This is a genomic window from Metabacillus litoralis (assembly GCF_007994985.1).
GTDB lineage: Bacteria > Bacillota > Bacilli > Bacillales > Bacillaceae > Metabacillus > Metabacillus litoralis.
In genome coordinates, this window is record NZ_VOQF01000016.1 from 19,644 (window position 1) to 42,518 (window position 22,875).

Below are 22,875 nucleotides of genomic sequence, written 5' to 3' on the forward strand. Positions count from 1 at the left end.
AAAAAAAGTAAGCCTGCTTTTGGTTGTAAAGTAATAGATTGTTTGCTCATAAAACTTTACGTTCTACTAAAATGAACAAACTTAGCAAATTATCCATTTAATACATCTCTATTTAAGTTTTTGTGCCTACTAGTAATTTGCTATAATAAAAATTGGATGTTTTTGAATGGAGGAGTCCAGCAATGTATGATATTAACGAGTGGAAGCATGTCTTTAAACTCGATCCCGATAAAGAAATCAGTGATGAAGACCTAGAAAAAGTATGTGAATCTGGCACAGATGCTATTCTTGTTGGTGGAAGTGACAATATTACAGAAGATAATGTGTTAAACTTAATGGCTAGAATCAGACGGTATTTAATACCTTGTGTTTTAGAAGTTTCAACTGTAGAATCTATTCTTCCAGGCTTTGATTTATACTTTATCCCATCTGTCATGAATAGTAACAGCACAAAATGGCTAATCAATTTACACCAAGAAGCAGTTAAAGAATATGGTGAAATTATGAACTGGGATGAAATTGTAGTTGAAGGCTATTGTATATTAAATCCTGACTGTAAAGCTGCAAAACTAACAGAAGCCGCAACAGATCTATCAATAGAAGACGTTAAAGCATATGCCCGTGTCGCAGAAAACATGTTTCACTTACCAATCTTCTATTTAGAATACAGTGGGAAATTAGGAGATTTAGAAGTTGTGAAAGAAACAAAGAAGGTACTATCTAATACAAAGCTATTTTATGGTGGAGGAATATCATCTGCTGATGAAGCAAAAAGCTTTGCAGAGCATGCTGATGTAGTGGTGGTAGGAAACGTAATTTACACCGATTTGAAAGCTGCGTTACAAACTGTTTCAGCTGTAAAATAGAATTTTATGGTAAAACATTGAACATAGATTAGAAAAAGGGTAAAATCAATTATAGAACATACGTTTGATTAAGGTGGTGGAGAAGTTGCAATTCCTATCAAATCAATTACTTTCAGGTTTGAATGACATGCAACAAAAGGCAGTAAAAACAACCGACGGCCCATTATTATTAATGGCAGGTGCCGGTAGTGGGAAAACACGTGTTTTGACACATCGAATTGCTTATTTAATGATAGAAAAACAAGTAGCTCCTTGGAATATCCTTGCGATTACTTTTACAAATAAAGCGGCAAGAGAGATGAAAGAAAGAATTCAAGGAATCCTTGGACCTGGTTCAGATGATATATGGATCTCAACATTTCACTCTATGTGTGTGCGAATATTACGTCGAGATATTGATAGAATGGGGATAAATCGTAACTTTTCGATCCTAGATACGACAGATCAATTGTCTGTAATAAAAACAGTATTAAAGGAAAAGAATTTAGATCCCAAAAAGTATGATCCTAGAAGTATGCTAGGTGCTATTAGTAGTGCAAAAAATGAACTGATTACACCTGAAGAATATGATAAAACAGCTAGTAGTCATCATGAGCAAATGATAAGTGATATTTACAGAGAATATCAAAAAAAGCTTCGTAAAAATCAATCACTAGATTTTGATGATCTTATTATGACGACAATCCAGTTATTCCAACGCGTGCCTGAAGTACTTGAATCTTATCAACGAAAATTTCAGTATATTCATGTTGATGAGTATCAAGATACAAATAGAGCACAATATATGCTTGTAAAGCTTATGGCTGCACGCTTTAAGAATCTATGTGTTGTTGGTGATTCAGATCAGTCAATTTATCGCTGGCGTGGAGCTGATATTGCCAATATTCTTTCGTTTGAGAAGGATTATCCGAATGCAAGCGTGATTTTACTTGAACAAAACTATCGATCAACGAAGTTAATTTTACAAGCAGCAAATGAAGTAATAAAAAATAATTCAAATCGTAAGCCGAAGAAGCTTTGGACTGAAAATCAGCAGGGTGCAAAAATTACTTATTATCGAGCTGACAGTGAATCAGCTGAAGGTCAATTTGTTGCAGGTAAAATCAAGCAGCTTATTGATTCAGGTGAAAAGAAGCTTTCCGAAATTGCGATTCTTTATCGTACAAATGCACAATCTCGTATTATAGAGGAAGTTCTTCTTAAATCTAATTTGAATTATACAATTGTCGGCGGTATTAAGTTCTATGATCGTAAAGAGATTAAGGACTTGCTTGCTTATTTAAGATTAATATCAAATCCAGATGATGACATTAGTTTAACAAGAGTAATCAATGTACCAAAACGTGGAGTTGGTTCCACTTCTTTTGATAAAATTGCGAACTATGCTGTTAATAATGATTTATCTCTTTTCAGTGCATTATATGAAATCGAGCAAATTGGTGTAAGTGCAAGAGTAACAAATGCCATTATTGAATTTAGAGAAATGATTAGTAACTTAGTAAATATGCAGGACTATTTATCAGTAACAGAGCTTGCAGAAGAGATTATTGAAAAATCAGGCTATCGTGAAATGCTTAAGCAGGAAAAAACACTTGAAGCTCAAAGTAGACTAGAGAATATTGATGAGTTTCTGTCTGTAACACAGTCGTTTGAGAAAACAAATGATGACAAAAGTCTTATTGCCTTTTTAACTGACTTAGCACTTGTAGCAGATATAGACAAGCTAGAGGAAGATGATCAAGAGCAAAAGGATTCTGTTGTATTAATGACTCTCCACTCTGCTAAAGGGCTGGAGTTTCCTGTTGTCTTCTTAATAGGACTTGAGGAAGGTGTTTTCCCTCATAGTCGTTCGTTAATGGAAGAGGACGAGATGGAGGAGGAACGCCGTCTTGCATATGTTGGAATAACTAGAGCTGAAAAAGATCTGTTTATTACAAATGCACAAATGCGTACTTTATTTGGTCGGACAAGCATGAATCCAGAGTCTCGCTTTATTTCTGAAATTCCTAGTGAGTTAATTGAGAACTTAAATGAAAAAGTAAAAGCTGCTGCTAAGCAATCTAGGCAGTCTACCTCTTCTCCTTTCAGTTCATCACGAACTACTGAAAAACGTCCGCCTGTATCAAGACCAATTGCGGCTTCAACAGGTGGAGATGAAATTGGTTGGGCAGTTGGCGATAAAGCGGCACACAAAAAATGGGGTACAGGAACAGTTGTAAGTGTTAAAGGAGCTGGAGAAGGAAAGGAGCTAGATATTGCCTTTCCAAGTCCAGTTGGTATAAAGAGACTACTTGCAAAATTTGCTCCAATTTCTAAAGTTTAATAGAACCTAATATAACCATCATTCGTATATAAGAATGGTGGTTATATTGAACCTACGTTTAAGTAAAATTAAGCTCAGTAGAAAGGGTTGGACATCTGAATGGATAAACAATCAGCAACAAAAAGAGCAGAAGAACTTCATGCGCTCTTAAATACATACAACTATGAATATCATGTACTAGATAAGCCAAGTGTACCTGATACTGAATATGATCGTCTTATGCAGGAGCTAATCTTAGTTGAAACTAATTTTCCAGAATTAAAAACGGCTGATTCTCCAACTCAAAGGGTTGGTGGCGTAATACTGGATGCTTTTAATAAGGTTGTTCATAAAACACCGATGTTAAGTCTGGGAAATGCATTCAATGAACAAGATCTACGTGATTTTGATAGACGTGTTATCCAAGCTGTAGGTGAGGATGTTCAATATGTTGTTGAATTAAAAATTGATGGATTAGCTGTATCGTTACGATATGAAAATGGCTTATTTGTTCAAGGTGCAACACGTGGAGATGGCACCACTGGTGAAGACATAACGGAGAATTTGAAAACCGTTCGTTCAATTCCATTAAGACTAAAAAATGAGCTTTCATTTGAAGTTCGTGGTGAAGTATTTATGCCGAAGAAGTCATTTGAAAAGCTAAATGAACAACGTGAAAAGCTTGAAGAAGAGCCATTTGCTAATCCACGTAATGCTGCAGCAGGTTCAATTAGACAGCTTGATCCAAAGATTGCAGCTAAGAGAAATTTAGATATTTTTGTTTATAGTATTGCTGATCTTGGTGGTACAGGTATTGAACGACATAGTGAAGCATTAGATTTACTTGAAAAAGAAGGCTTTAAGACAAATCCTGAACGAAGAAAATTTGCTTCTATTGAAGAAGTGATTTCTTTTATCGAGGGATTTTTAGAAAAAAGATCCAAGCTGTCTTATGATATAGATGGTATAGTGATTAAGGTAGATTCACTAGCACAGCAGGATGAGCTTGGATTTACAGCAAAAAGTCCGCGTTGGGCAATAGCTTATAAGTTTCCTGCAGAAGAAGTGACAACAAAGCTACTCAATATCGAATTGAGTGTAGGTCGAACAGGGGTTATTACTCCGACTGCGATTTTAGAGCCTGTTCGAGTGGCTGGAACAACAGTTCAGCGTGCTTCACTTCATAATGAAGATTTGATTAAGGAAAAAGACATTAAAATTGGTGATACGGTTGTTGTAAAAAAAGCAGGTGATATTATCCCAGAGGTAGTAAATGTACTTGTTGAGCAACGAACAGGTGAAGAAGAAGCCTTTACAATGCCAACACATTGTCCTGCTTGTGAAAGTGAGCTTGTTCGAATTGAAGGCGAGGTAGCTCTTCGCTGCATTAATCCACAATGTCCAGCACAAATCACAGAAGGTTTGATTCACTTTGTTTCAAGAAATGCAATGAATATTGATGGTCTTGGTGAACGTGTTGTGATTCAGTTATTTCAAGAAGGATTAATTAAGGATGTTGCAGATTTATATCGTTTAACAAAAGATCAGCTAATGCAGCTTGAACGAATGGGTGAAAAATCCACAGATAATTTATTAAAAGCCATTGAGCAATCTAAGGACAATTCACTTGAGAGAATGTTGTTTGGGTTAGGTATTCGTCATGTTGGTGCAAAAGCAGCGAAAACATTAGCACAAAATTTTGAGACGATTGAAAAGCTTCAGCAAGCATCAGTAGAAGAGCTTATTGCGATTAATGAAATTGGCGATAAAATGGCTGATAGTGTCCATACATATTTTGCTAATCCAGATGTTCAAGAGCTTATTTCTGAGCTTCAGTCACTAGGTGTTAATACGAATTATAAAGGTCCAAAACTAGTTAAAGTTGAAGATAGTGACTCTTATTTTGCTGGTAAAACGGTTGTGTTAACAGGGAAATTAGAGCAGCTTTCAAGAAATGAAGCAAAAGAAAGAATAGAGGCTTTTGGTGGTAAGGTAACTGGAAGTGTGAGTAAAAGCACAGATTTAGTTGTCGCAGGGGAAGCTGCTGGAAGTAAGTTGAAAAAAGCCGAAGAGCTAAATATAGAAGTATGGGATGAATCTAAGCTTGTTGAGGAACTAAATAGATAAGAGGTGTGTAATCACTTGAAGAAAATATCATTTATGGTGCTCGCTAGTATTCTGTTATTATCAGCTTGTGCACCTAATTTTGGAGAGCAAGAAGAAATCGTGCAGGAAACAGAAGATGAGTCAAAGGAAAAAGCGATTATCCCAAAGTACAATATTTCTGATTCGTACTATAAGATGATTTTGCCTTTTAAGCCTGGGGAAGCTAGAGGACTTGTGTCAAAGCAATTGAATACAAGGTTAGATATTGATGAATTTGAAACAGGATTAATGAGAGTCGCTCAAGATACATTTTCACCAGATAATTATGTGTATCAAGAAGGTCAATATATTAAGAGTGATGTGATCAGAAGCTGGGTGAGCCGTAAGAAAACGGGTGAAGCTCTAAAAATTGCTCAAGCAGAGGCAAAAAAGGCTGGAAAAGAATACAAAGAGCTTGGGTTAAATCCCGCATTACCGGAGCCTGCTAATGGCGCTGGCTTAGAAGAGCTTAATTCTGAAAATCCAATTTATTTAGCTCATATGTTAGAACACAATTACTTAATTCGTAAAGATGAAACAGCAGAATTAGGTGGTGTTGTTATTGGTCTAGCAATGAATTCTGTTCATTATTATAAACAGGAAGATGGGTATGCACGTGAGTATAACATTGATCGCGCAGAGCTTTTATCTAAAGGTAAGGAGATAGCTCAGGAAGTGATTAACCGTGTGAGAAGCACGCAAGGTTTAGAGAAAGTTCCGATTACGATCGCTATTTTTGAACAAGAAAAGAAATCATCGATCGTTCCAGGGAATTTTGTTGCAAAGGCAGTTGTAAAAGAAGGTAGTAGAGATCTTGGTAAATGGGTTGATGTTGATGAAGAATATTTCTTTTTTCCTTCAAATGACGCAACAAGTGCTTATCGAGATGACGCCCAAATGTTTAATCGATTTAAATCAGATATAGAGGAATTTTTCCCGAATTACACAGGTGTGATCGGTAAAGCCTTTTATAAAAATGGTGAGCTAAGTCATTTAGATATTGAAATCCCAATGCAATTTTACAGTAAAGCTGAGGTTATTGCCTTCACTCAGTTCGTAACAGGCAAGGTAATGGAGTACTTTCCAGATTATATTGATTTAGAAGTGAACGTGATGTCAACAGATAACCAAGAAGCGCTTATTCTAAAAGAACCAAATCAAGAAGAGCCGACTGTTCATATTTATAAATAGAATAACTAAAAAGGATGACTTAAAGTATGTATCAACTTTGAGTCATCCTTTTTTTATTACATTAAAGATAAAGCACAACCAAACACTTGCGCTAATAGATTTCCATTGTTTCTAAAAGTTAATCATTTCTAAATAACAATAAGCATACGAATGAACCAAGAATGATAAATAGCCAAACCAAAAAGCTTTTTGTCATTTGTGGATTGATATGTAGGCTTTTTGTGTGTGCTCTCGTTTTGTTTAAAGGTAAAAGATGATTGACTGAGAAGGAATCGAAGAGGTTTTTCTCACTATCTACGGGGAGGCGAAGGAAATGGTTGTACCTTACAAACATGAACCGTTTACTGATTTTAAAGTTGAAGAAAACAAATTGGAATTTGAGAAAGGATTAATGGTGGTCCAATCTTATTTAAATAAGAATTATGATTTAGTGATCGGTGGCGAGCGGATTTCAACAAAGGATAAAATTGTATCGGTGAATCCAGCAAACAAACAAGAAGTAATAGGTACAGTTTCTAAGGCAACACAAGAGCATGCTGAAAAAGCAATGAACATTGCTGATGAAACCTTTGAAGTGTGGAGAAAATCAAAGCCTGAGATGAGAGCTGATATATTATTTCGTGCGTCTGCTATTGTTCGTCGACGTAAACATGAATTTTCAGCGCTTTTAGTAAAAGAAGCTGGAAAGCCATGGAATGAGGCTGATGCGGATACAGCTGAGGCAATTGATTTTATGGAATATTACGGGCGCCAAATGCTATCACTGAAGAACGGAGTGAAAATTGAAAGTCGCCCTATTGAGTATAACCGGTTTAATTACATACCGTTAGGCGTCGGTGTGATTATATCGCCTTGGAATTTTGCGTTTGCGATCATGGCTGGTATGACAGCTGCAGCAGTGGTTTCTGGCAATACAGTTCTTTTAAAGCCAGCTAGTACAACACCAGTAGTTGCAGCTAAATTTATTGAAGTACTAGAGGAAGCGGGTCTTCCCGCTGGTGTTGTTAATTATGTACCAGGAAGTGGTGCGGAGGTTGGGGATTATTTAGTTGACCACCCACGAACACGCTTTATAAGCTTTACAGGCTCTCGCGATGTAGGAGTGAGAATTTATGAAAGAGCAGCGAAAGTACATGAAGGTCAAATCTGGTTAAAGCGTGTTATTGCAGAGATGGGTGGAAAAGATACGGTTGTTGTTGATTCATCTGCTGATATAGAATTAGCTGCTCAATCAATTGTTGCGTCAGCGTTTGGTTTTTCTGGCCAAAAATGCTCGGCTTGTTCGAGAGCAGTTATATTAGAAGATGTGTATGATCAGGTGTTAGATCGTGCTGTTCAATTAACGAAAAATTTATCATTAGGTGAAACGATATCTCCATCTGTTTATATGGGACCTGTTATTGATCAAGCAGCTTTTGATAAAATCATGAGTTATATTGAAATAGGGAAAAAAGAAGGAGAATTAGTTGCAGGAGGTCATGGTGATAATTCACAAGGTTTTTTCATTGAACCCACTATTTTTGCTGATGTGGATGAAAATGCACGGTTAATGAAGGAAGAAATTTTTGGTCCTGTTGTGGCTTTTTGCAAAGCAAAGGACTTTGATCATGCGCTAAAGATAGCCAACAACACAGATTATGGCTTAACAGGTGCAGTGCTAACAAACAACCGAGCTCATATTGAGAAAGCAAGAGAAGACTTCCATGTAGGAAATCTTTATTTTAACCGTGGCTGCACAGGAGCAATTGTTGGGTATCAGCCGTTTGGTGGCTTTAATATGTCTGGAACTGACTCTAAAGCAGGCGGACCAGATTATTTATTGCTTCATATGCAAGCAAAAACAACATCTGAAATGCTTTAAAGTTTAACTAAAAAAATCCTTAGTGCACCATGTAATGGGAGTACTAAGGATTTTTTCTTGGAATGTACTAATTCTTTGCACTTTTAGTTCACCCATTCCAATACAAACGCTCGTCCTTTTTTTGTTCAGTTTCATCAAGGTCAGAAGTAGTAGTAGTAGTAGTAGTAGTAGTAGTATCAGAGTTCAGTTTAAGGTTATCTGGCTTAGACTGAGGTGTGCTTTTTTCAATGATCTCTTTTGTACTTAACTGCTCAGATAATACCTGTATGAGCTGTGAATTTAGCTCATTACGCTTTTGATATTCGTGTAAAAAGGCGGAAAGAGCAATAATGATACCTCCACCTATTATAAGTGTTATGTAAGGGCCCATTGAGCCGATAAGCTGGAGCATCATAAATTCAAAAGATCCGCCGTACATTTCTTGCTCTTCTTGAACAGCTTTAAAGGTCATTGATATATGATTAACGATACCGCCTGCTCCAATTAAAATTAATATAGCACCAAAGCTGATTAAAAATTTCTTCATCATATCCACTCCTGATTTTATTAATCTTGTACAAATTTTATCATGTAATCATATTTTCTTCTATAATTTCAAAAAATCCCCATCTTATATTGAGATTATTTTAAGAAAATTATGGTGCAAAATTTTTAATTTTTTTAAGGTGGATCTGACATGAATCTGCAAAAAAATAATGGGTTTTTATAGATTTTGTAAATTTAATTTTATTAATTTTTATGAATAGATATAACTTAAAATAGGCTATTATGCCTAAATAATTCGTTTTTGTGTATATTTATGCAATTTGCATTTTTTTAACAAGCCTTTGATTTGTTGTGCTTGTCAAATTGTGTTACGATTATTAAGGGTTATGCCAATGTGGTACTACTAATCTATTTTTTATCATCCATCATTAAATTGCATAAGCTTGCATAGAGATTTGTTGACAGCAATTTTAGGAGGTGACTACTCAATGGATTACGCACTTACAGGAGCAACTTGGTTTTGGTTATTTGTACCAATGTTAGTGTTAGTTGTAATTTCAATTATTACAAACTTTACGGAGAGGAGTGACTAATTAGTGGAAACAGGTGTATTAATTACGTTTATAATTTATTTAGTGGGTATGTTAGGTATCGGTGTCGCTGCCTACAAAATGACTAGTAATCTTTCAGACTATGTATTAGGTGGAAGAAGATTAGGTCCTGGTGTTGCCGCACTAAGTGCTGGTGCATCAGATATGAGTAGTTGGTTATTATTAGGTTTACCTGGTGCAGTATACGCATCTGGTGGTATGAATCAAATTTGGATTGCAGTAGGTTTAGCTGTCGGTGCTTATCTTAACTGGCAATTTGTTGCAAGACGTTTACGTAGCTATACGGAGGTTGCTAATGACTCTATTACAATCCCGGATTTCTTTGAAAATCGATTTAAAGATGGATCAAAGCTTTTACGTGTTATCTCAGCTTTAGTTATTTTACTATTCTTTACGTTCTACACGTCATCAGGTATGGTTGGGGGAGCGAAATTATTTGAAGCTTCATTTGGCCTATCTTATACACAAGCACTTTGGATTGGTGCAATTGTTATCATTTCGTACACATTCCTTGGTGGTTTCTTAGCAGTTAGTTGGACTGATTTTATTCAAGGAATTCTAATGTTCTTAGCATTGATCATTGTTCCAATCGTAGCAGTTAATAAAATTGGTGGTTGGAGTGAAACAGTTAATCAAGTAGGTGAAATTGACCCAATTTATCTTGATGCATTTTCAGGAATGTCAGCATTAGCGATTATTTCTTTACTTGCATGGGGATTAGGTTACTTTGGTCAACCACATATCTTAACTCGTTTTATGGCATTACGTTCTGTTAAAGATGTACCTAAAGCACGTATGATCGGTACAATCTGGATGGTATTTGCTTTATTCGGAGCAATCTTCACAGGATTTGCAGGTATTTCATACTTCGCAGATAATCCAATTGCAGATGGAGAGCAAGTATTTATTCTCTTCACACAAGTATTATTTGACCCTTGGGTTTCTGGTATTCTATTAGCGGCAATTTTAGCTGCAATCATGAGTACAATTGATTCTCAGCTATTAGTTTCATCAAGTGCTGTAGCAGAGGATTTCTATAAAGCTATTTTAAAGAAAGATGCTTCTGAGAAAGAACTAGTATGGGTTGGTCGTATTTCAGTTGCGGCGATTGCATTAATTGCGATTTTACTAGCTTCAAATCCAGATAGCTCAGTATTAGATTTAGTAAGTTATGCGTGGGCAGGATTCGGCGCTGCATTTGGTCCTGTAATCATTCTCTCTCTTTTCTGGAAACGTATGAATCGTTGGGGAGCTCTGGCAGGAATGATCGTAGGAGCAGTTACAGTAGTAGTATGGAAGCAATTAACGACTTCAGGGGCTATTGGATTCAGCCTTTATGAAATCGTACCAGGATTTATCTTCGCATGGATTGCAGTAATGGTTGTGAGCTTAGTAACAGAAGCTCCATCAAAAGAAATCGAAGAAGAGTTCGAGCAAGCCAAAGCATAATCTTAAATAATAGGAGGGGTCAGACACCTTTATGGGGTCAGACCCCTTCTTTTTTTGAGGCAAAATCCCACTTTCTTCATATTATATAGGAAGTAAGGATATGAGGAGGATATGTGGGATGTCGGATCCAATGAAAATGATGAATGATTTTTTTCAAAAGCGACCTAAGCGTACGCTTTTAGATACGATAGATGGCGCTTTTAGAAAGCCTGATTATGCTAGTTTTGGGGTTGAGATTGTAGAAACTGATTCTAAATTTAAAGTTCTAGCGGAACTACCAGGTGTAGCGAAAGAAAGCATTGATGTGGAAATTCGCGGTGATGAATTAGTTATTAAAGTGAAAGAAAGGGCAGATCAAACACGGAAAATAGGCGGTGTGCGTGAGGTTCATTTGCCTGATTATGTGATTAAGCGAAATATGAAGGCTGTTTATCGTCATGGATTACTTGAGATTACATTAGATAAGAAGAAGCCGACGAAGATTGAGATTGAGTAGAGATAGGAAGTGTAGTGCTCTGCCGCTAGCTGAGCTAGCGGTGAGCGTGAAACTAATGTGGTGATGGGTGTTGGTCGGATTGTGTCGAAAAACTAATATATTGCGGGATTGAGCAAATATAACGCTAAAAAGGGCAAATATAGTATGAGAAGCAGCAAATATATAAGTCCCAACAACAAATAAACATTACAAATTAGCAAATAAGTCGAAATCCACAATTTAATTTCAACCCAGCTCCTCATTAAATGCAGGCTTTTTATACGAATTGTTGATTAACTATGCACTATTTTGGTATCATCAGAGTATTGTGATTGTACGATTTTTTGGAGGTGAGAGGAAATGTCTAGAATTTCAACAGATCAAGTAAAACACGTGGCAAATTTGGCTCGTTTAGCAATTACTGATGATGAAGCAGTGCTTTTAACACAACAATTAGATGCGATCATTACATTTGCTGAACAGTTAAATGAAGTGGATACAGAAAATGTGAAACCAACATCTCATGTTTTAGATATGAAGAACATCATGCGAGAAGATATTCCGAAAAAGGGATTAGATAATGAAGAGGTTGTGAAAAACGCGCCAGATCATGCTGATGGTTATATTCGCGTACCATCAATTTTAGAATAAGGGAGGGACAAGCATGGAGCTTTTTGATCGTAAAATATCTGAATTAAAAGAACTTTTACATAAAAAAGAAATTACAGTTACTGATTTAGTTGATACTTCTTATAAACGTATTCAAGAGGTTGATGACAAGGTTGGAGCATTTTTAACATTAAATGAAGAAAATGCACGTACATATGCGAAAGAATTAGATGAGGCACTAGATAGTCGTAGTGAATTCGGACTTTTATTTGGAATGCCAATCGGTGTGAAGGATAATATTGTAACGAAAAATCTACGTACAACTTGTGCAAGTAAAATTCTAGAAAACTTTGATCCTATTTATGATGCAACTGTTGTAAAACATCTGAAAAGTGCTGAGACCGTAACAATTGGTAAATTAAATATGGACGAGTTTGCGATGGGTTCTTCTAATGAAAACTCAGGTTTTAAGCCTACGAAAAATCCTTGGAATCTTGAAACTGTTCCTGGTGGATCTAGTGGTGGGTCAGCAGCAGCTGTTGCAGCAGGAGAAGTCCTATTTTCTTTAGGATCTGATACTGGTGGTTCAATTCGTCAGCCTGCATCATTTTGTGGAGTTGTTGGATTAAAGCCTACATATGGTCGTGTATCACGCTTTGGTTTAGTAGCGTTTGCATCTTCTTTAGATCAAATTGGACCAATCACACGTAATGTAGAAGATAATGCCTTTCTTCTTCAAGCGATTTCAGGTGTGGATGAAATGGATTCCACTTCTGCAAATGTTGATGTACCTGATTTTCTTTCTTCATTAACAGGTGATGTGAAGGGCTTAAAAATTGCTGTACCTAAAGAATATTTAGGTGAAGGTGTTCAAGAAGAAGTGAAGCAATCTGTATTGAATTCGTTAAAAGTGTTAGAAGGACTTGGTGCAACATGGGAAGAGGTTTCATTACCACACTCGAAATATGCTCTAGCTACCTACTATTTACTTTCTTCATCAGAAGCTTCAGCAAACCTTTCTCGCTTTGATGGTGTTCGTTATGGACATCGCTCAGATAATGCTGAAAACTTAATAGATTTGTACAAGCAAAGCCGTGCAGAAGGCTTTGGTAACGAAGTGAAGCGTCGTATTATGCTTGGAACATTTGCTTTAAGCTCTGGTTATTATGATGCTTACTATAAAAAAGCACAAAAAGTACGTACTTTAATTAAAAAGGATTTCGAAGATGTGTTTGAAAAATATGATGTCATCATCGGACCTACAACACCAACACCTGCATTTAAGATTGGTGAAAATGTAAAAGATCCATTAACAATGTATGCAAACGATATTTTAACCATTCCAGTAAACTTGGCGGGTGTACCAGGAATTTCAGTACCATGTGGTTTATCAAACGGATTACCACTAGGCTTACAAATTATCGGAAAGCATTTTGATGAAAGCACAATCTACCGCGTTGCACATGCATTTGAGCAAGCAACAGATCATCATAAAGCAAAACCTGAACTTTAAAAGGGGTGAAAAACAATGGAATATGAAACGGTCATCGGACTTGAGGTCCATGTTGAGTTAAAAACAGAATCTAAAATATTTTCAAGTGCACCAAACCACTTCGGTGCTGAGCCTAACACAAACACAACAGTTGTTGAGCTAGGTTATCCTGGTGTATTGCCTGTTTTAAATAAAAAGGTTGTTGATTTTGCAATGAAGGCTTGTATGGCTCTGAATTGTGAAGTTGCAACAGAAACAAAGTTCGATCGTAAAAATTACTTTTATCCAGATAATCCAAAAGCATATCAAATTTCTCAGTTTGACAAACCAATCGGAGAAAATGGCTGGATTGATATTGAAGTAAACGGTGAAACAAAGCGTATCGGAATTACCCGCATTCATATGGAAGAAGATGCAGGTAAGCTTGTTCACTCTGGTGATGGCTATTCATTAGTTGACTTAAACCGTCAAGGTACTCCACTTGTGGAAATTGTATCTGAGCCAGATATTCGCACACCTGAAGAAGCATATGCTTATTTAGAAAAATTAAAGGCGATCATTCAATACACAGAGGTTTCGGATTGTAAAATGGAAGAAGGCTCACTACGTTGTGATGCGAATATTTCATTACGTCCAGTAGGACAAGAAGAGTTCGGAACAAAAACAGAGCTTAAAAATCTAAACTCATTTGCATTTGTACAAAAAGGCCTTGAGTATGAAGAAAAGCGTCAAGAAAAGGTGCTTCGCTCTGGTGGAGTGATTGATCAAGAAACACGTCGTTATGATGAAGCTACGAAAAAGACAATTTTAATGCGTGTAAAAGAAGGCTCTGACGATTATCGTTATTTCCCAGAACCAGATCTTCTTGAGCTATACATTGATGACGAGTGGAAAGAGCGTATCCGTGCTTCAATTCCTGAGCTTCCAGATGCACGCCGCAAGCGTTATATGAGCGACCTTGGTTTACCAGAATATGACGCACAGGTATTAACAATGACAAAAGAAATGTCTGATTTCTTTGAGCAAACTTTAGCAGCAGGTGCTGAAGCTAAGCAAGCATCAAACTGGATCATGGGTGAAGTGTCAGCGTATTTAAATGCTGAAGGAAAAGAGCTTAAAGATGTTGCTCTAACAGCAGAAGGATTAGCAGGCATGATCAAGCTAATCGAAAATGGCACAATTTCGTCTAAAATTGCTAAGCAGGTTTTCAAAGAGCTAATTGAAAACGGTGGAGACGCTGAGAAAATCGTCAAAGAAAAAGGATTAGTCCAAATTTCTGATGATGAAACTCTACGTAAATTTGTAAACGACGCACTTGACGCAAATCCTCAATCTGTTGATGATTTCAAAAATGGTAAACAAAAAGCAATCGGCTTCCTTGTTGGCCAAATTATGAAAGCAACAAAAGGACAAGCCAACCCACCATTGGTGAATAAGCTGTTGATGGAAGAAATTCAAAAAAGATAAGTTAGAGGGGATGAAATCTTAGTGATTTCATCCTTTTTGGTTTGGTGGGATCCTGATGTGTGTGTTTCGTTTTTTGTCGAAAAACTAATATATTCCGGAAAACAGCAAATAAAAGAGCTGGAGTAGCAAATAAAAAGGGGGAAGCAGCAAATATATGGATCAAATCAGCAAATAAAAAGGTGAAAAGAGCAAATAAATAGAATCAAGACTACAGCTAGGAATAGAATACACGCCTAAGTATGAGCATTAGGAGGACAAAATGAATACAGAAGACAAAAAAGCTGCTTTAAATGTACTAAATTTCCTATGTAAAGGAGCAACAATTGAAGGTCTTAATTTTTACGGACTGAAATTACTCCTTTCAGAAACAGAAACAAATTCCGAGAGAATAAACGGTCAGGTGTATCTGAATATTGAGAGTGAATTTTGCCTTTATCAAACAATGCCGAAAGATATTCCTCATCTTAATGAATTGCCGAAGCTAGATTGGGTTGACTCAGCCAAGGTACTTTGTGAGTTACGATTGAAAAAAATTACCGAGGTTTCATTACATGATGAAAGTCCACATCTTTTTTTTACGTTTGAATCTGGTGAAGTCCTTTTTATATGGGGGCATCATCATAAATATGAAAGCTGGCAGGTTGATATTATGAAGGAATCAGGTGAGGAGACTTGGTTAGTGGTTGCATGTCCGGGAGATCAACTGGCGGTTTGGGGAGCTGAGGATGTTATTGGACAGTAATAGAAGGTGAATTTTAAGTACATTGCTATTTTCTAAACTCGAAATAAAAAGAGCTCGGACTACTCCAAGCTCTTATCAATTAATCAGATTCTTTTGTTTTCCTCAACTCCCTCAACTTCCTGCTCCTTCTTTTCCTCAAGAAGCTTCTTCAACGACTGCTTACTTTTCTTCGACGTCAGAATATAGAGGAAATCACCAGGTTTAATTTTCGTATTACCTGTTGGGGTGATGAGCTGGTCATAACGAATGACCGCATTTACGATTGCCCCTTCAGGAAACTCGATATCGAGCAATGTTTGGCCGGCGATCACGGAGTCTTCTTCGATTTCGTATTCGATCATTTCTGTGTTCACTTTTCCTAATGACACAAGTTCGAGTGAATGCATCGGTGTTGTTTTTTTAGGACCTGTTAAGCCTAGCTTTTCAGCAAGGTTGGTGATTGTTGCACCTTGGATAAGACAGCTTGTTAAAACAACGAAGAACACAACGTTGAAGATTAATTGGCTACCTTCTATGCCTGCTAATAATGGGAATGTGGCAAGAACGATTGGTACTGCACCTTTTAACCCTGCCCATGATAGAAAAATAAGCTCTTTGTTTGTATATTTCAAATTGATTGTTGAAGCAAATACCGCGATTGGTCTCGCGACGAAAATAAGAATAAATGAAAGTAATAATCCTTTTAAAATAACATCCCATGTAAATAGATCAGAAGGGAAAACGAGTAGTCCTAGTATCACAAACATTGAAATCTGCATCATCCATGCAAAACCTTCGGAAAAACGGAAAATAGAATGTCTGTAGGCAATTTCTGAATTACCAATCACGATCGCTAAAATGTAAACAGCAAGTAATCCACTACCATTCATAAATGCGGTTACTCCATAAGTGAGTAGAGCAAAGGCAATTGCAAAAATTGGGTAAAGACCACTCGAATCCAGATTGATACGGTTTAATGCTTTTACGACTAACTTTCCGGCAAGAAAACCAATAATCACACCTAATCCCATTTGTAAAATAAATGTGCCAATTAACGAAATGATACTCGTATCAGGCATTGTGATGAGCTCGATCATAGCAACGGTTAGAAACACAGCCATCGGGTCATTTGAGCCAGATTCTGCTTCTAATGTTGTGCCAATTCGTTCATTTATGTTTTGGTCTTTTAACACCGCAAATACGGCAGCGGCATCTGTTGATCCTACGATTGCACCAAATAATAACGATTCAAGCAAGCCTAAATCTAAAATAAACCAAGCAGCACTAGCAACGATTCCAGAGGTTAACAGAACTCCAAATGTTGCTAAAGAAAGTGAAGGTAAAATCACAGGACGTAATGTTTTCCACTTCGTCTGCAAACCACCCTCAAACAAAATGATCACAAGAGCAAACACACCAATCATTTGTGCGGTGCTTGCATTATTAAAATGAATAAATCCTAATCCATCACTTCCCATGACCATTCCGATCACGATAAAGAGAACAAGTGCTGGAACACCGAGTCTAGCAGAAAACTTGGTTGTTACAACACCGGCAATTAAGAGGATACTTGTTAATAATACAAATGTGTCTGTGTGAATGATTTCTTCAAACATTTACAACAACTCACTTTTTATAAATTTACATCAAGTCTGATTTCAATAGAAGAATCGTTCATGATCCCAATGTATTGTTTTGTTTCGGAGGGAGATGATTGCTGAAGTCGCTTTTGTATCAATGAAATAGCGATACCCTTTTTATATGCGTGATAACCAAATGTTTTTCTTAATGTATGTGTACCGATTGCTTCAGTAAGACCTGCTTGTTTTGCTGAATCATTAATAATTCGGTAGGCCTGCTGTCGTGTAATCGGCTCTGAAGTCTTTTTTGATTTAAATAAATAATCTTCTGGCTGAAGAGATCGATGTGATATACAAGCAACAACTGCGTCACGTACTCTTTCATTAAGATAAATAGGAGGGCTTTTATAAGTTGAATAATATAAAAATTCATTGATTTCATGATCTTCGTTTAAAAACTCATCCACACGAAGGTGCAAAAGATCATAAATTCTTATTCCTGTATTAATGCCTAACAAAAGTAAACAATAATCACGATGAGAACGAGCTTTTAAATAAGCTTGCATAGAAGCTAGTTGTTCTTCACTTTTTATTGCTTCAACGTTTTTCATTATGAAAACTCCCTTATGTTACATATTATGATTATACAATAGGGTTATGTTACATCAAAGGAATTTGCTTCAATTAAAAAACCCAGAGTTCATGGCTCTGAGCTTCTGTTTGTTGTTTTATGTAATGATCATAGAGCTAATAGAGGCTTATAAAATGCGGGAAGACTTCCCATCAATAAGTTTGATATTGATATAATATGATGTTCCACTATGGATATGATTGGGAACATCATATAATTCGAGGTATTCCTTCATTTGAAGTGTCTCTTTATGATTGGCTTCAATCGTAATCATATGCGGTCCATTTATATTCATTAGAGATTCCATTCGCAGATCATCTTCAAAATGATAGGAATCTAAAAATTCTAATTCAAAGGATATCGCTTCATTACTACGGTTATGTAGGACAAGTTTACATTCCCCATTTAATACGTCATCTTTTACAGAATCAAAATTGCATGTCCCATTGCCATCATATGAAACAGCTGAAATACCACTTGCAAAAGTTTCTTGGTAAATCGATATGAGGAAATTAGGTAAAATTGAGTAAACAATCATAACTAATACTATCGTTCGGAAATGATATTTCTTCATACCTATAACGAGTAAAATCAAGGCGATTAAAAATAATAGTGACCCAATTATACCAAGGGGCAGATAGCCATCCTGATTTCTGATTGGGAAGGACATGACTGTTTCACGTGCATCTAATGTTTGGTTGTTAGGAAACGGGAAGTATAAACACATACATACACTGAAAATCACAGCTGAAGCAATGAGGGCGGCTTTATTTCTTATCATTTTGATATCTCCTTAAAAAAGTTATCCTTTTTGTTTATAAGGTATACTATCGAAAATCTTGTTAATTAGTAGGTAACTAAAAAATAGACCTAGAAATCCTAAAACAAGGTACCAAATGTTTTTTGGCATAAAGATATCAAGGTAATAAAGAAATGCTACTGCCCATATGAATATTGTTGAGTATTTAAACGTTTTTCTCAGTTTTATCATCCTTAATGTTAAAAATTGGTTATTATTTATTATTGAATTGAGAAGATACTTTGTCAATCTATTTTAAAGTCATCGTGCTATCTACCTTTTCATTCTCTTAGCAAATGATGAAGCATCCGATCTTTGTCATCAAAAAATTGCTTCATAATTGTATAGTGATTAGTGTCTTCGAGCTTTGTTTCACGAAGACCTGTTTCTGTTAATTCGATGATTTTTGCAGAAGGGAAGGCCATAATAATTGGTGAGTGTGTAGCGATAATAAATTGAGATTTTTCCTTCACTAGATCTTGAATTCTTGTTAACATGGACAATTGTCTTAGTGGAGAAAGTGCTGCTTCTGGTTCATCTAAAATATATATGCCGTTTCCACGAAATCGATTGTTAAAGGTGGCGAAGAAGGCTTCACCATGTGATTGTTCATGAAGAGAGACTCCACCAAATGAATCGATCACACGTGGTCCTTGACCAGGCTCACTATCCATTGCTTCAATACTTGAGGCAACATTATAAAAGCTCTCCGCACGGAGGAAGAAACCATCTTTAGGTCTAGCGATACCTCTGACGATTTTAAGGTAATTTTCAAGGGTTGAGTGGGAGTCATAGGTAGAAAAGTTAAAGTTGAGAGAACCACCTTCTGGATTAAAGCCAATAGATAATGCGATTGCTTCTAACAATGTGGATTTTCCCATCCCATTTTCACCGATAATAAATGTTACATTAGGATGTAAAGCCAATTCTGTAAGAGACTTTATACTTGGTAAATGAAATGGATATGTTTGATATGATGGAACTTCATCTCTTTTTAAATAAATGCTTCTAATGTATTGGGTATTATATTCTCTGTCCATTTACAATCCTCCGCTTAAAAGTGACTAGTTTTATTTTAACAAAAAGTTTAACTATTTGAGTTTAAAGCTTTACATTTATTTTAAAACATGATGATAATATTAATTGGGAATAAAAAGAAATGAATTGATCAATTCAAAAAGATTTCTACAAATTGTAAATTTTACATATAGCCAAGGGAAAATAAATGTTTCATTGTTTGTAAAATAGGACAAAGTAAGATAGAGATACTTGCGATATTTTTACATAGAGGTATAATTATTGCTTGTTCAGTGTTAGAAATACATTCTTAGATAATAGGATGATGGGGAATGAAAAGAGCGAGAATCATTTATAATCCAACTTCAGGTCGGGAGCTTTTTAAGAAACACCTACCAGAGGTTTTACAAAAATTCGAGCAAGCAGGCTACGAAACGTCTTGCCATGCGACAACATGTGAAGGAGATGCAATAGAAGCAGCAAAGATCGCTGCTGAACGTAACTTTGATTTGATTGTTGCAGCTGGTGGAGATGGTACGATAAATGAAGTAATTAACGGGATCGCTAATTTAGATTATCGACCACAGATCGCTGTTATTCCAGTTGGAACAACAAATGATTTTGCCAGAGCGATAGGCATACCATTAAATAATGTTCTTCAAGCTGTTGAAGTGATTTTAAATGGAGAAACGAAGAAAATAGATATCGGTAAAGTGAATGATCATTATTTCATTAATATTGCCGGTGGAGGTCGCTTAACAGAATTAACGTATGAAGTGCCAAGTAAGCTAAAAACAGTTGTTGGACAACTTGCTTATTATTTAAAAGGTATGGAAATGCTTCCTTCGATTCGACCTGCCGAGGTAGAGATTGAATATGATGGCAAGCTTTTTCAAGGAGAAATCATGTTATTCCTCGTTTCGCTTACAAATTCAGTTGGTGGCTTTGAGAAGCTTGCACCTGATTCGAAGCTAAATGATGGGATGTTTGATTTGTTAATTTTGAAAAAAGCTAATCTAGCGGAATTCATTCGAGTGGCGAGTTTAGCACTAAGAGGCGAGCATATTAATGATGAGCATGTGATTTATACGAAGGCCAATAGAGTTAAGGTTTCGAATAAGGATAAAATGCAGCTTAATTTAGATGGTGAATATGGCGGTATGCTTCCGGGTGAATTTGTTAATATGTATCAGCATATTGATATTGTTGTGTCATCTGATAAGGCGAGACAAATGGAAGAGTAGGAAACTTGGCTTAGTGATATTGCCAAGTTTTTTTATAGTTCATTGAAACAAATAAACTATTGTAGCTTTGGTATAGGGAAGGGTTGATTGTGCTCCAGGATGCTCGCTTTCCGCGGGGCGGGCGGTGAGCTTCCTCGGCGCATAGCGCCTGTGGGATCTCACCTGTCCCGCTGCGCCCGCAGGAGTCTCGCACCTTCCGCACAATCAACCCTTGGTATGATACCTAGTCTTAAAAAGCTAAAATATAAAGTAGTCTTTCTTATTGAATATATCAAGGTGATTTATCGATAAGTAGTATTGTTCGAATTTACACATGAGGAAGATTTGAAAAGACTTATATTTAATAGGGCAAATAGACCTTACTCGAAGATTTTTTTATAGAGAATGAGTATGGTAATATAGATGAAAGAAGTAAGGTAGAAAAGGAAGAACATGATGCCAAAAATACAAGCACCAGTAATGAAGAATGAATATTATGATGTGACTTTTGAGGACCTAACACATGAAGGTGCTGGAGTTGCTAAAATAGAAGGCTTTCCAATTTTTGTAGAGAATGCATTGCCTGATGAAAAAGCGAAAATCAAAGTTATCGGTATCAAGAAAGGTTTTGCATTTGGTAAATTGATTGAGATCTATGAAGAAAGTAAAAATCGTATTGAAGCTCCTTGTCCGATTTACTCACAATGTGGGGGCTGTCAATTACAGCATGTGAGCTATGAGGGACAGCTTGATTTTAAACGAAAACAAGTAGAGCAGGTTCTAGCTCGTATCGGAAAGCTAGATTTAACAAAGGTAAAGGTTCATCAAACACTAGGAATGAAGGATCCTTGGAATTACAGAAATAAAGCACAGGTGCCTGTTGGTGAACGTGAAGGTGGACTTGTTGCAGGCTTCTATCAAAAGCGAAGTCATGACATCATTGATATGGAGCGTTGTCTTATTCAGCAAGCTGAAAATGACGAAATCGTTCAATACGTTAAAACAATATGTGAAGAATATGGAATACGTGCTTATAACGAAGAAAAGCACAAAGGCTGGCTTCGTCACATTATGGTTCGTTATGGACTCGTGACAAAAGAATTAATGGTTGTATTCGTTACTAAAACAGCTGACTTTCCACACAAAAATGAAATTCTGTCAAAAATAACAGAGCAATTTCCGCAGATTAAATCAGTTGTTCAAAACATAAACAATAAACGAACAAATGTCATTTTCGGTGACGATACAAAGGTGCTATGGGGCGAAGAATATATTTATGACAAAATCGGTGATATCAAATTCGCCATTTCAGCACGTTCCTTCTACCAAGTTAACCCTGAGCAAACAAATGTGCTTTATGACAAAGCACTAGAATATGCAAAGCTTACAGGTGAAGAATCAGTAATTGACGCCTATTGTGGAATTGGAACGATCTCACTATTTCTTGCTCAAAAAGCAAAAAAGGTATTTGGTGTTGAAATTGTTCCAGAAGCAATTGAGGATGCGAAACGAAATGCAGAGCTTAATGGAATTGAGAACGCTGAGTTTGCTGTTGGTGAAGCAGAGGTTGTTATTCCTGAATGGTACAAGCAAGGCAATACGGCAGATGTGATTGTTGTTGATCCGCCGCGCAAGGGCTGTGATGAGGCACTGCTAAAGACGATTTTGGATATGAAGCCAAAGCGTGTTGTTTATGTTTCATGTAATCCAGGGACATTGGCGAGAGATTTGCAGTTGCTGGAGCAGGGTGGATATGAGACGGTTGAGGTTCAGCCAGTTGATATGTTTCCGCATACGACGCATGTGGAGTGTGTAGCGCAACTCATTTTAAAAGAAGGCAACTAACCCTTGTGGTTGTTGCCCATTCTTGTCCCTCCCCCTTTGTCCATCAGTCTTTATTTCAAAGCAAAACATAAAAAAATATGATTCTTACCAGAAAGAGTCTCTTAA

Annotated in this window: 18 protein-coding genes; 13 read left to right on the plus strand and 5 right to left on the minus strand. The window is 36.5% G+C overall.

The genetic code is table 11. The annotated features are described in order from the left end of the window. Nucleotides 1-182: 182 nt before the first annotated feature. The 5 genes from pcrB to pruA all read left to right on the plus strand — a co-directional run bounded on the left by pcrB (nucleotide 183) and on the right by pruA (nucleotide 8,365). Nucleotides 183-866, plus strand: a complete 684-nt coding sequence (gene pcrB / locus FS935_RS19725; RefSeq protein ID WP_146950361.1) for a heptaprenylglyceryl phosphate synthase — start codon at nucleotides 183-185, stop codon at nucleotides 864-866. Nucleotides 867-951: 85 nt separating this feature from the next. Beyond that, nucleotides 952-3,189, plus strand: a complete 2,238-nt coding sequence (gene pcrA, locus FS935_RS19730; RefSeq protein ID WP_146950412.1) for a DNA helicase PcrA — start codon at nucleotides 952-954, stop codon at nucleotides 3,187-3,189. Between the two features lie 99 nt (nucleotides 3,190-3,288). Beyond that, the gene (gene ligA, locus FS935_RS19735; protein WP_146950362.1) at nucleotides 3,289-5,295 is read left to right on the plus strand and encodes an NAD-dependent DNA ligase LigA; all 2,007 of its coding nucleotides are present in this window, start codon (nucleotides 3,289-3,291) and stop codon (nucleotides 5,293-5,295) included. A gap of 15 nt (nucleotides 5,296-5,310) precedes the next feature. Continuing rightward, nucleotides 5,311-6,504, plus strand: a complete 1,194-nt coding sequence (locus FS935_RS19740; RefSeq protein ID WP_146950363.1) for a CamS family sex pheromone protein — start codon at nucleotides 5,311-5,313, stop codon at nucleotides 6,502-6,504. A gap of 313 nt (nucleotides 6,505-6,817) precedes the next feature. Then, nucleotides 6,818-8,365 (plus strand): L-glutamate gamma-semialdehyde dehydrogenase, encoded by a 1,548-nt coding sequence (gene pruA, locus FS935_RS19745; protein ID WP_146950364.1) that lies wholly within the window; start codon nucleotides 6,818-6,820, stop codon nucleotides 8,363-8,365. A gap of 88 nt (nucleotides 8,366-8,453) precedes the next feature. Here the strand turns inward: pruA and FS935_RS19750 are convergent, their stop codons facing one another. Continuing rightward, on the minus strand, nucleotides 8,454-8,891 hold the full coding sequence (locus FS935_RS19750) for a hypothetical protein (RefSeq protein WP_146950365.1): 438 nt from the start codon (nucleotides 8,889-8,891) through the stop codon (nucleotides 8,454-8,456). A gap of 556 nt (nucleotides 8,892-9,447) precedes the next feature. Here FS935_RS19750 and putP point away from each other — a divergent pair. The 6 genes from putP (at nucleotide 9,448) to FS935_RS19780 (ending at nucleotide 15,696) form a co-directional block, all read left to right on the plus strand. Further along, nucleotides 9,448-10,911, plus strand: a complete 1,464-nt coding sequence (gene putP, locus FS935_RS19755) for a sodium/proline symporter PutP (protein WP_146950366.1) — start codon at nucleotides 9,448-9,450, stop codon at nucleotides 10,909-10,911. 118 nt (nucleotides 10,912-11,029) lie between these two features. Beyond that, the gene (locus tag FS935_RS19760; RefSeq protein WP_158638664.1) at nucleotides 11,030-11,407 is read left to right on the plus strand and encodes an Hsp20/alpha crystallin family protein; all 378 of its coding nucleotides are present in this window, start codon (nucleotides 11,030-11,032) and stop codon (nucleotides 11,405-11,407) included. Nucleotides 11,408-11,746: 339 nt separating this feature from the next. Further along, entirely contained in the window at nucleotides 11,747-12,037 is a 291-nt protein-coding gene (gene gatC, locus FS935_RS19765; protein ID WP_146950368.1) for an Asp-tRNA(Asn)/Glu-tRNA(Gln) amidotransferase subunit GatC, read from the plus strand. A 13-nt stretch (nucleotides 12,038-12,050) separates the two neighbouring features. Beyond that, entirely contained in the window at nucleotides 12,051-13,508 is a 1,458-nt protein-coding gene (gene gatA / locus FS935_RS19770) for an Asp-tRNA(Asn)/Glu-tRNA(Gln) amidotransferase subunit GatA (protein WP_146950369.1), read from the plus strand. 15 nt (nucleotides 13,509-13,523) lie between these two features. After that, nucleotides 13,524-14,954, plus strand: a complete 1,431-nt coding sequence (gene gatB / locus FS935_RS19775; RefSeq protein WP_146950370.1) for an Asp-tRNA(Asn)/Glu-tRNA(Gln) amidotransferase subunit GatB — start codon at nucleotides 13,524-13,526, stop codon at nucleotides 14,952-14,954. A gap of 259 nt (nucleotides 14,955-15,213) precedes the next feature. Then, a complete protein-coding gene (locus tag FS935_RS19780; protein WP_146950371.1) occupies nucleotides 15,214-15,696 on the plus strand; it encodes a hypothetical protein in 483 nt (160 codons plus the stop codon). Nucleotides 15,697-15,779: 83 nt separating this feature from the next. Here FS935_RS19780 and FS935_RS19785 read toward each other — a convergent pair whose 3' ends face one another. The 4 genes from FS935_RS19785 to FS935_RS19805 all read right to left on the minus strand — a co-directional run bounded on the left by FS935_RS19785 (nucleotide 15,780) and on the right by FS935_RS19805 (nucleotide 19,725). Continuing rightward, nucleotides 15,780-17,291 carry a potassium/proton antiporter gene (locus FS935_RS19785; protein ID WP_146950372.1) on the minus strand — a complete coding sequence of 504 codons (1,512 nt, stop codon included), beginning with the start codon at nucleotides 17,289-17,291 and terminating at the stop codon, nucleotides 15,780-15,782. 17 nt (nucleotides 17,292-17,308) lie between these two features. Next, nucleotides 17,309-17,866: a tyrosine-type recombinase/integrase gene (locus tag FS935_RS19790; RefSeq protein WP_146950373.1), complete on the minus strand. Its 558-nt coding sequence runs from the start codon at nucleotides 17,864-17,866 to the stop codon at nucleotides 17,309-17,311. 147 nt (nucleotides 17,867-18,013) lie between these two features. Further along, entirely contained in the window at nucleotides 18,014-18,667 is a 654-nt protein-coding gene (locus FS935_RS19795; protein ID WP_146950374.1) for a hypothetical protein, read from the minus strand. 299 nt (nucleotides 18,668-18,966) lie between these two features. Further along, the gene (locus tag FS935_RS19805) at nucleotides 18,967-19,725 is read right to left on the minus strand and encodes an AAA family ATPase (protein WP_146950376.1); all 759 of its coding nucleotides are present in this window, start codon (nucleotides 19,723-19,725) and stop codon (nucleotides 18,967-18,969) included. 309 nt (nucleotides 19,726-20,034) lie between these two features. On the opposite strand from FS935_RS19805, the gene FS935_RS19810 reads away from it, so the two are divergent. Together FS935_RS19810 and rlmD are read left to right on the plus strand one after the other, a co-directional pair. Next, nucleotides 20,035-20,946 carry a diacylglycerol kinase gene (locus FS935_RS19810; protein ID WP_146950377.1) on the plus strand — a complete coding sequence of 304 codons (912 nt, stop codon included), beginning with the start codon at nucleotides 20,035-20,037 and terminating at the stop codon, nucleotides 20,944-20,946. Between the two features lie 435 nt (nucleotides 20,947-21,381). Continuing rightward, nucleotides 21,382-22,770, plus strand: coding sequence for a 23S rRNA (uracil(1939)-C(5))-methyltransferase RlmD (rlmD, locus tag FS935_RS19815; protein WP_146950378.1), 1,389 nt, complete (start codon nucleotides 21,382-21,384; stop codon nucleotides 22,768-22,770). The last annotated feature ends 105 nt before the right edge of the window (nucleotides 22,771-22,875 follow it).

Bases quoted from the DNA above. Each gene is read 5' to 3' on its own strand.
- pcrB (WP_146950361.1), top strand. From the start codon at position 183: ATGTATGATATTAACGAGTGGAAGCATGTCTTTAAACTCGATCCCGAT.
- ligA (WP_146950362.1), top strand. From the start codon at position 3,289: ATGGATAAACAATCAGCAACAAAAAGAGCAGAAGAACTTCATGCGCTC.
- pruA (WP_146950364.1), top strand. From the start codon at position 6,818: ATGGTTGTACCTTACAAACATGAACCGTTTACTGATTTTAAAGTTGAA.
- FS935_RS19750 (WP_146950365.1), bottom strand. From the start codon at position 8,891: ATGAAGAAATTTTTAATCAGCTTTGGTGCTATATTAATTTTAATTGGA.
- FS935_RS19760 (WP_158638664.1), top strand. From the start codon at position 11,030: ATGTCGGATCCAATGAAAATGATGAATGATTTTTTTCAAAAGCGACCT.
- gatC (WP_146950368.1), top strand. From the start codon at position 11,747: ATGTCTAGAATTTCAACAGATCAAGTAAAACACGTGGCAAATTTGGCT.
- gatA (WP_146950369.1), top strand. From the start codon at position 12,051: ATGGAGCTTTTTGATCGTAAAATATCTGAATTAAAAGAACTTTTACAT.
- gatB (WP_146950370.1), top strand. From the start codon at position 13,524: ATGGAATATGAAACGGTCATCGGACTTGAGGTCCATGTTGAGTTAAAA.
- FS935_RS19780 (WP_146950371.1), top strand. From the start codon at position 15,214: ATGAATACAGAAGACAAAAAAGCTGCTTTAAATGTACTAAATTTCCTA.
- FS935_RS19785 (WP_146950372.1), bottom strand. From the start codon at position 17,291: ATGTTTGAAGAAATCATTCACACAGACACATTTGTATTATTAACAAGT.
- FS935_RS19790 (WP_146950373.1), bottom strand. From the start codon at position 17,866: ATGAAAAACGTTGAAGCAATAAAAAGTGAAGAACAACTAGCTTCTATG.
- FS935_RS19795 (WP_146950374.1), bottom strand. From the start codon at position 18,667: ATGATAAGAAATAAAGCCGCCCTCATTGCTTCAGCTGTGATTTTCAGT.
- FS935_RS19805 (WP_146950376.1), bottom strand. From the start codon at position 19,725: ATGGACAGAGAATATAATACCCAATACATTAGAAGCATTTATTTAAAA.
- FS935_RS19810 (WP_146950377.1), top strand. From the start codon at position 20,035: ATGAAAAGAGCGAGAATCATTTATAATCCAACTTCAGGTCGGGAGCTT.
- rlmD (WP_146950378.1), top strand. From the start codon at position 21,382: ATGCCAAAAATACAAGCACCAGTAATGAAGAATGAATATTATGATGTG.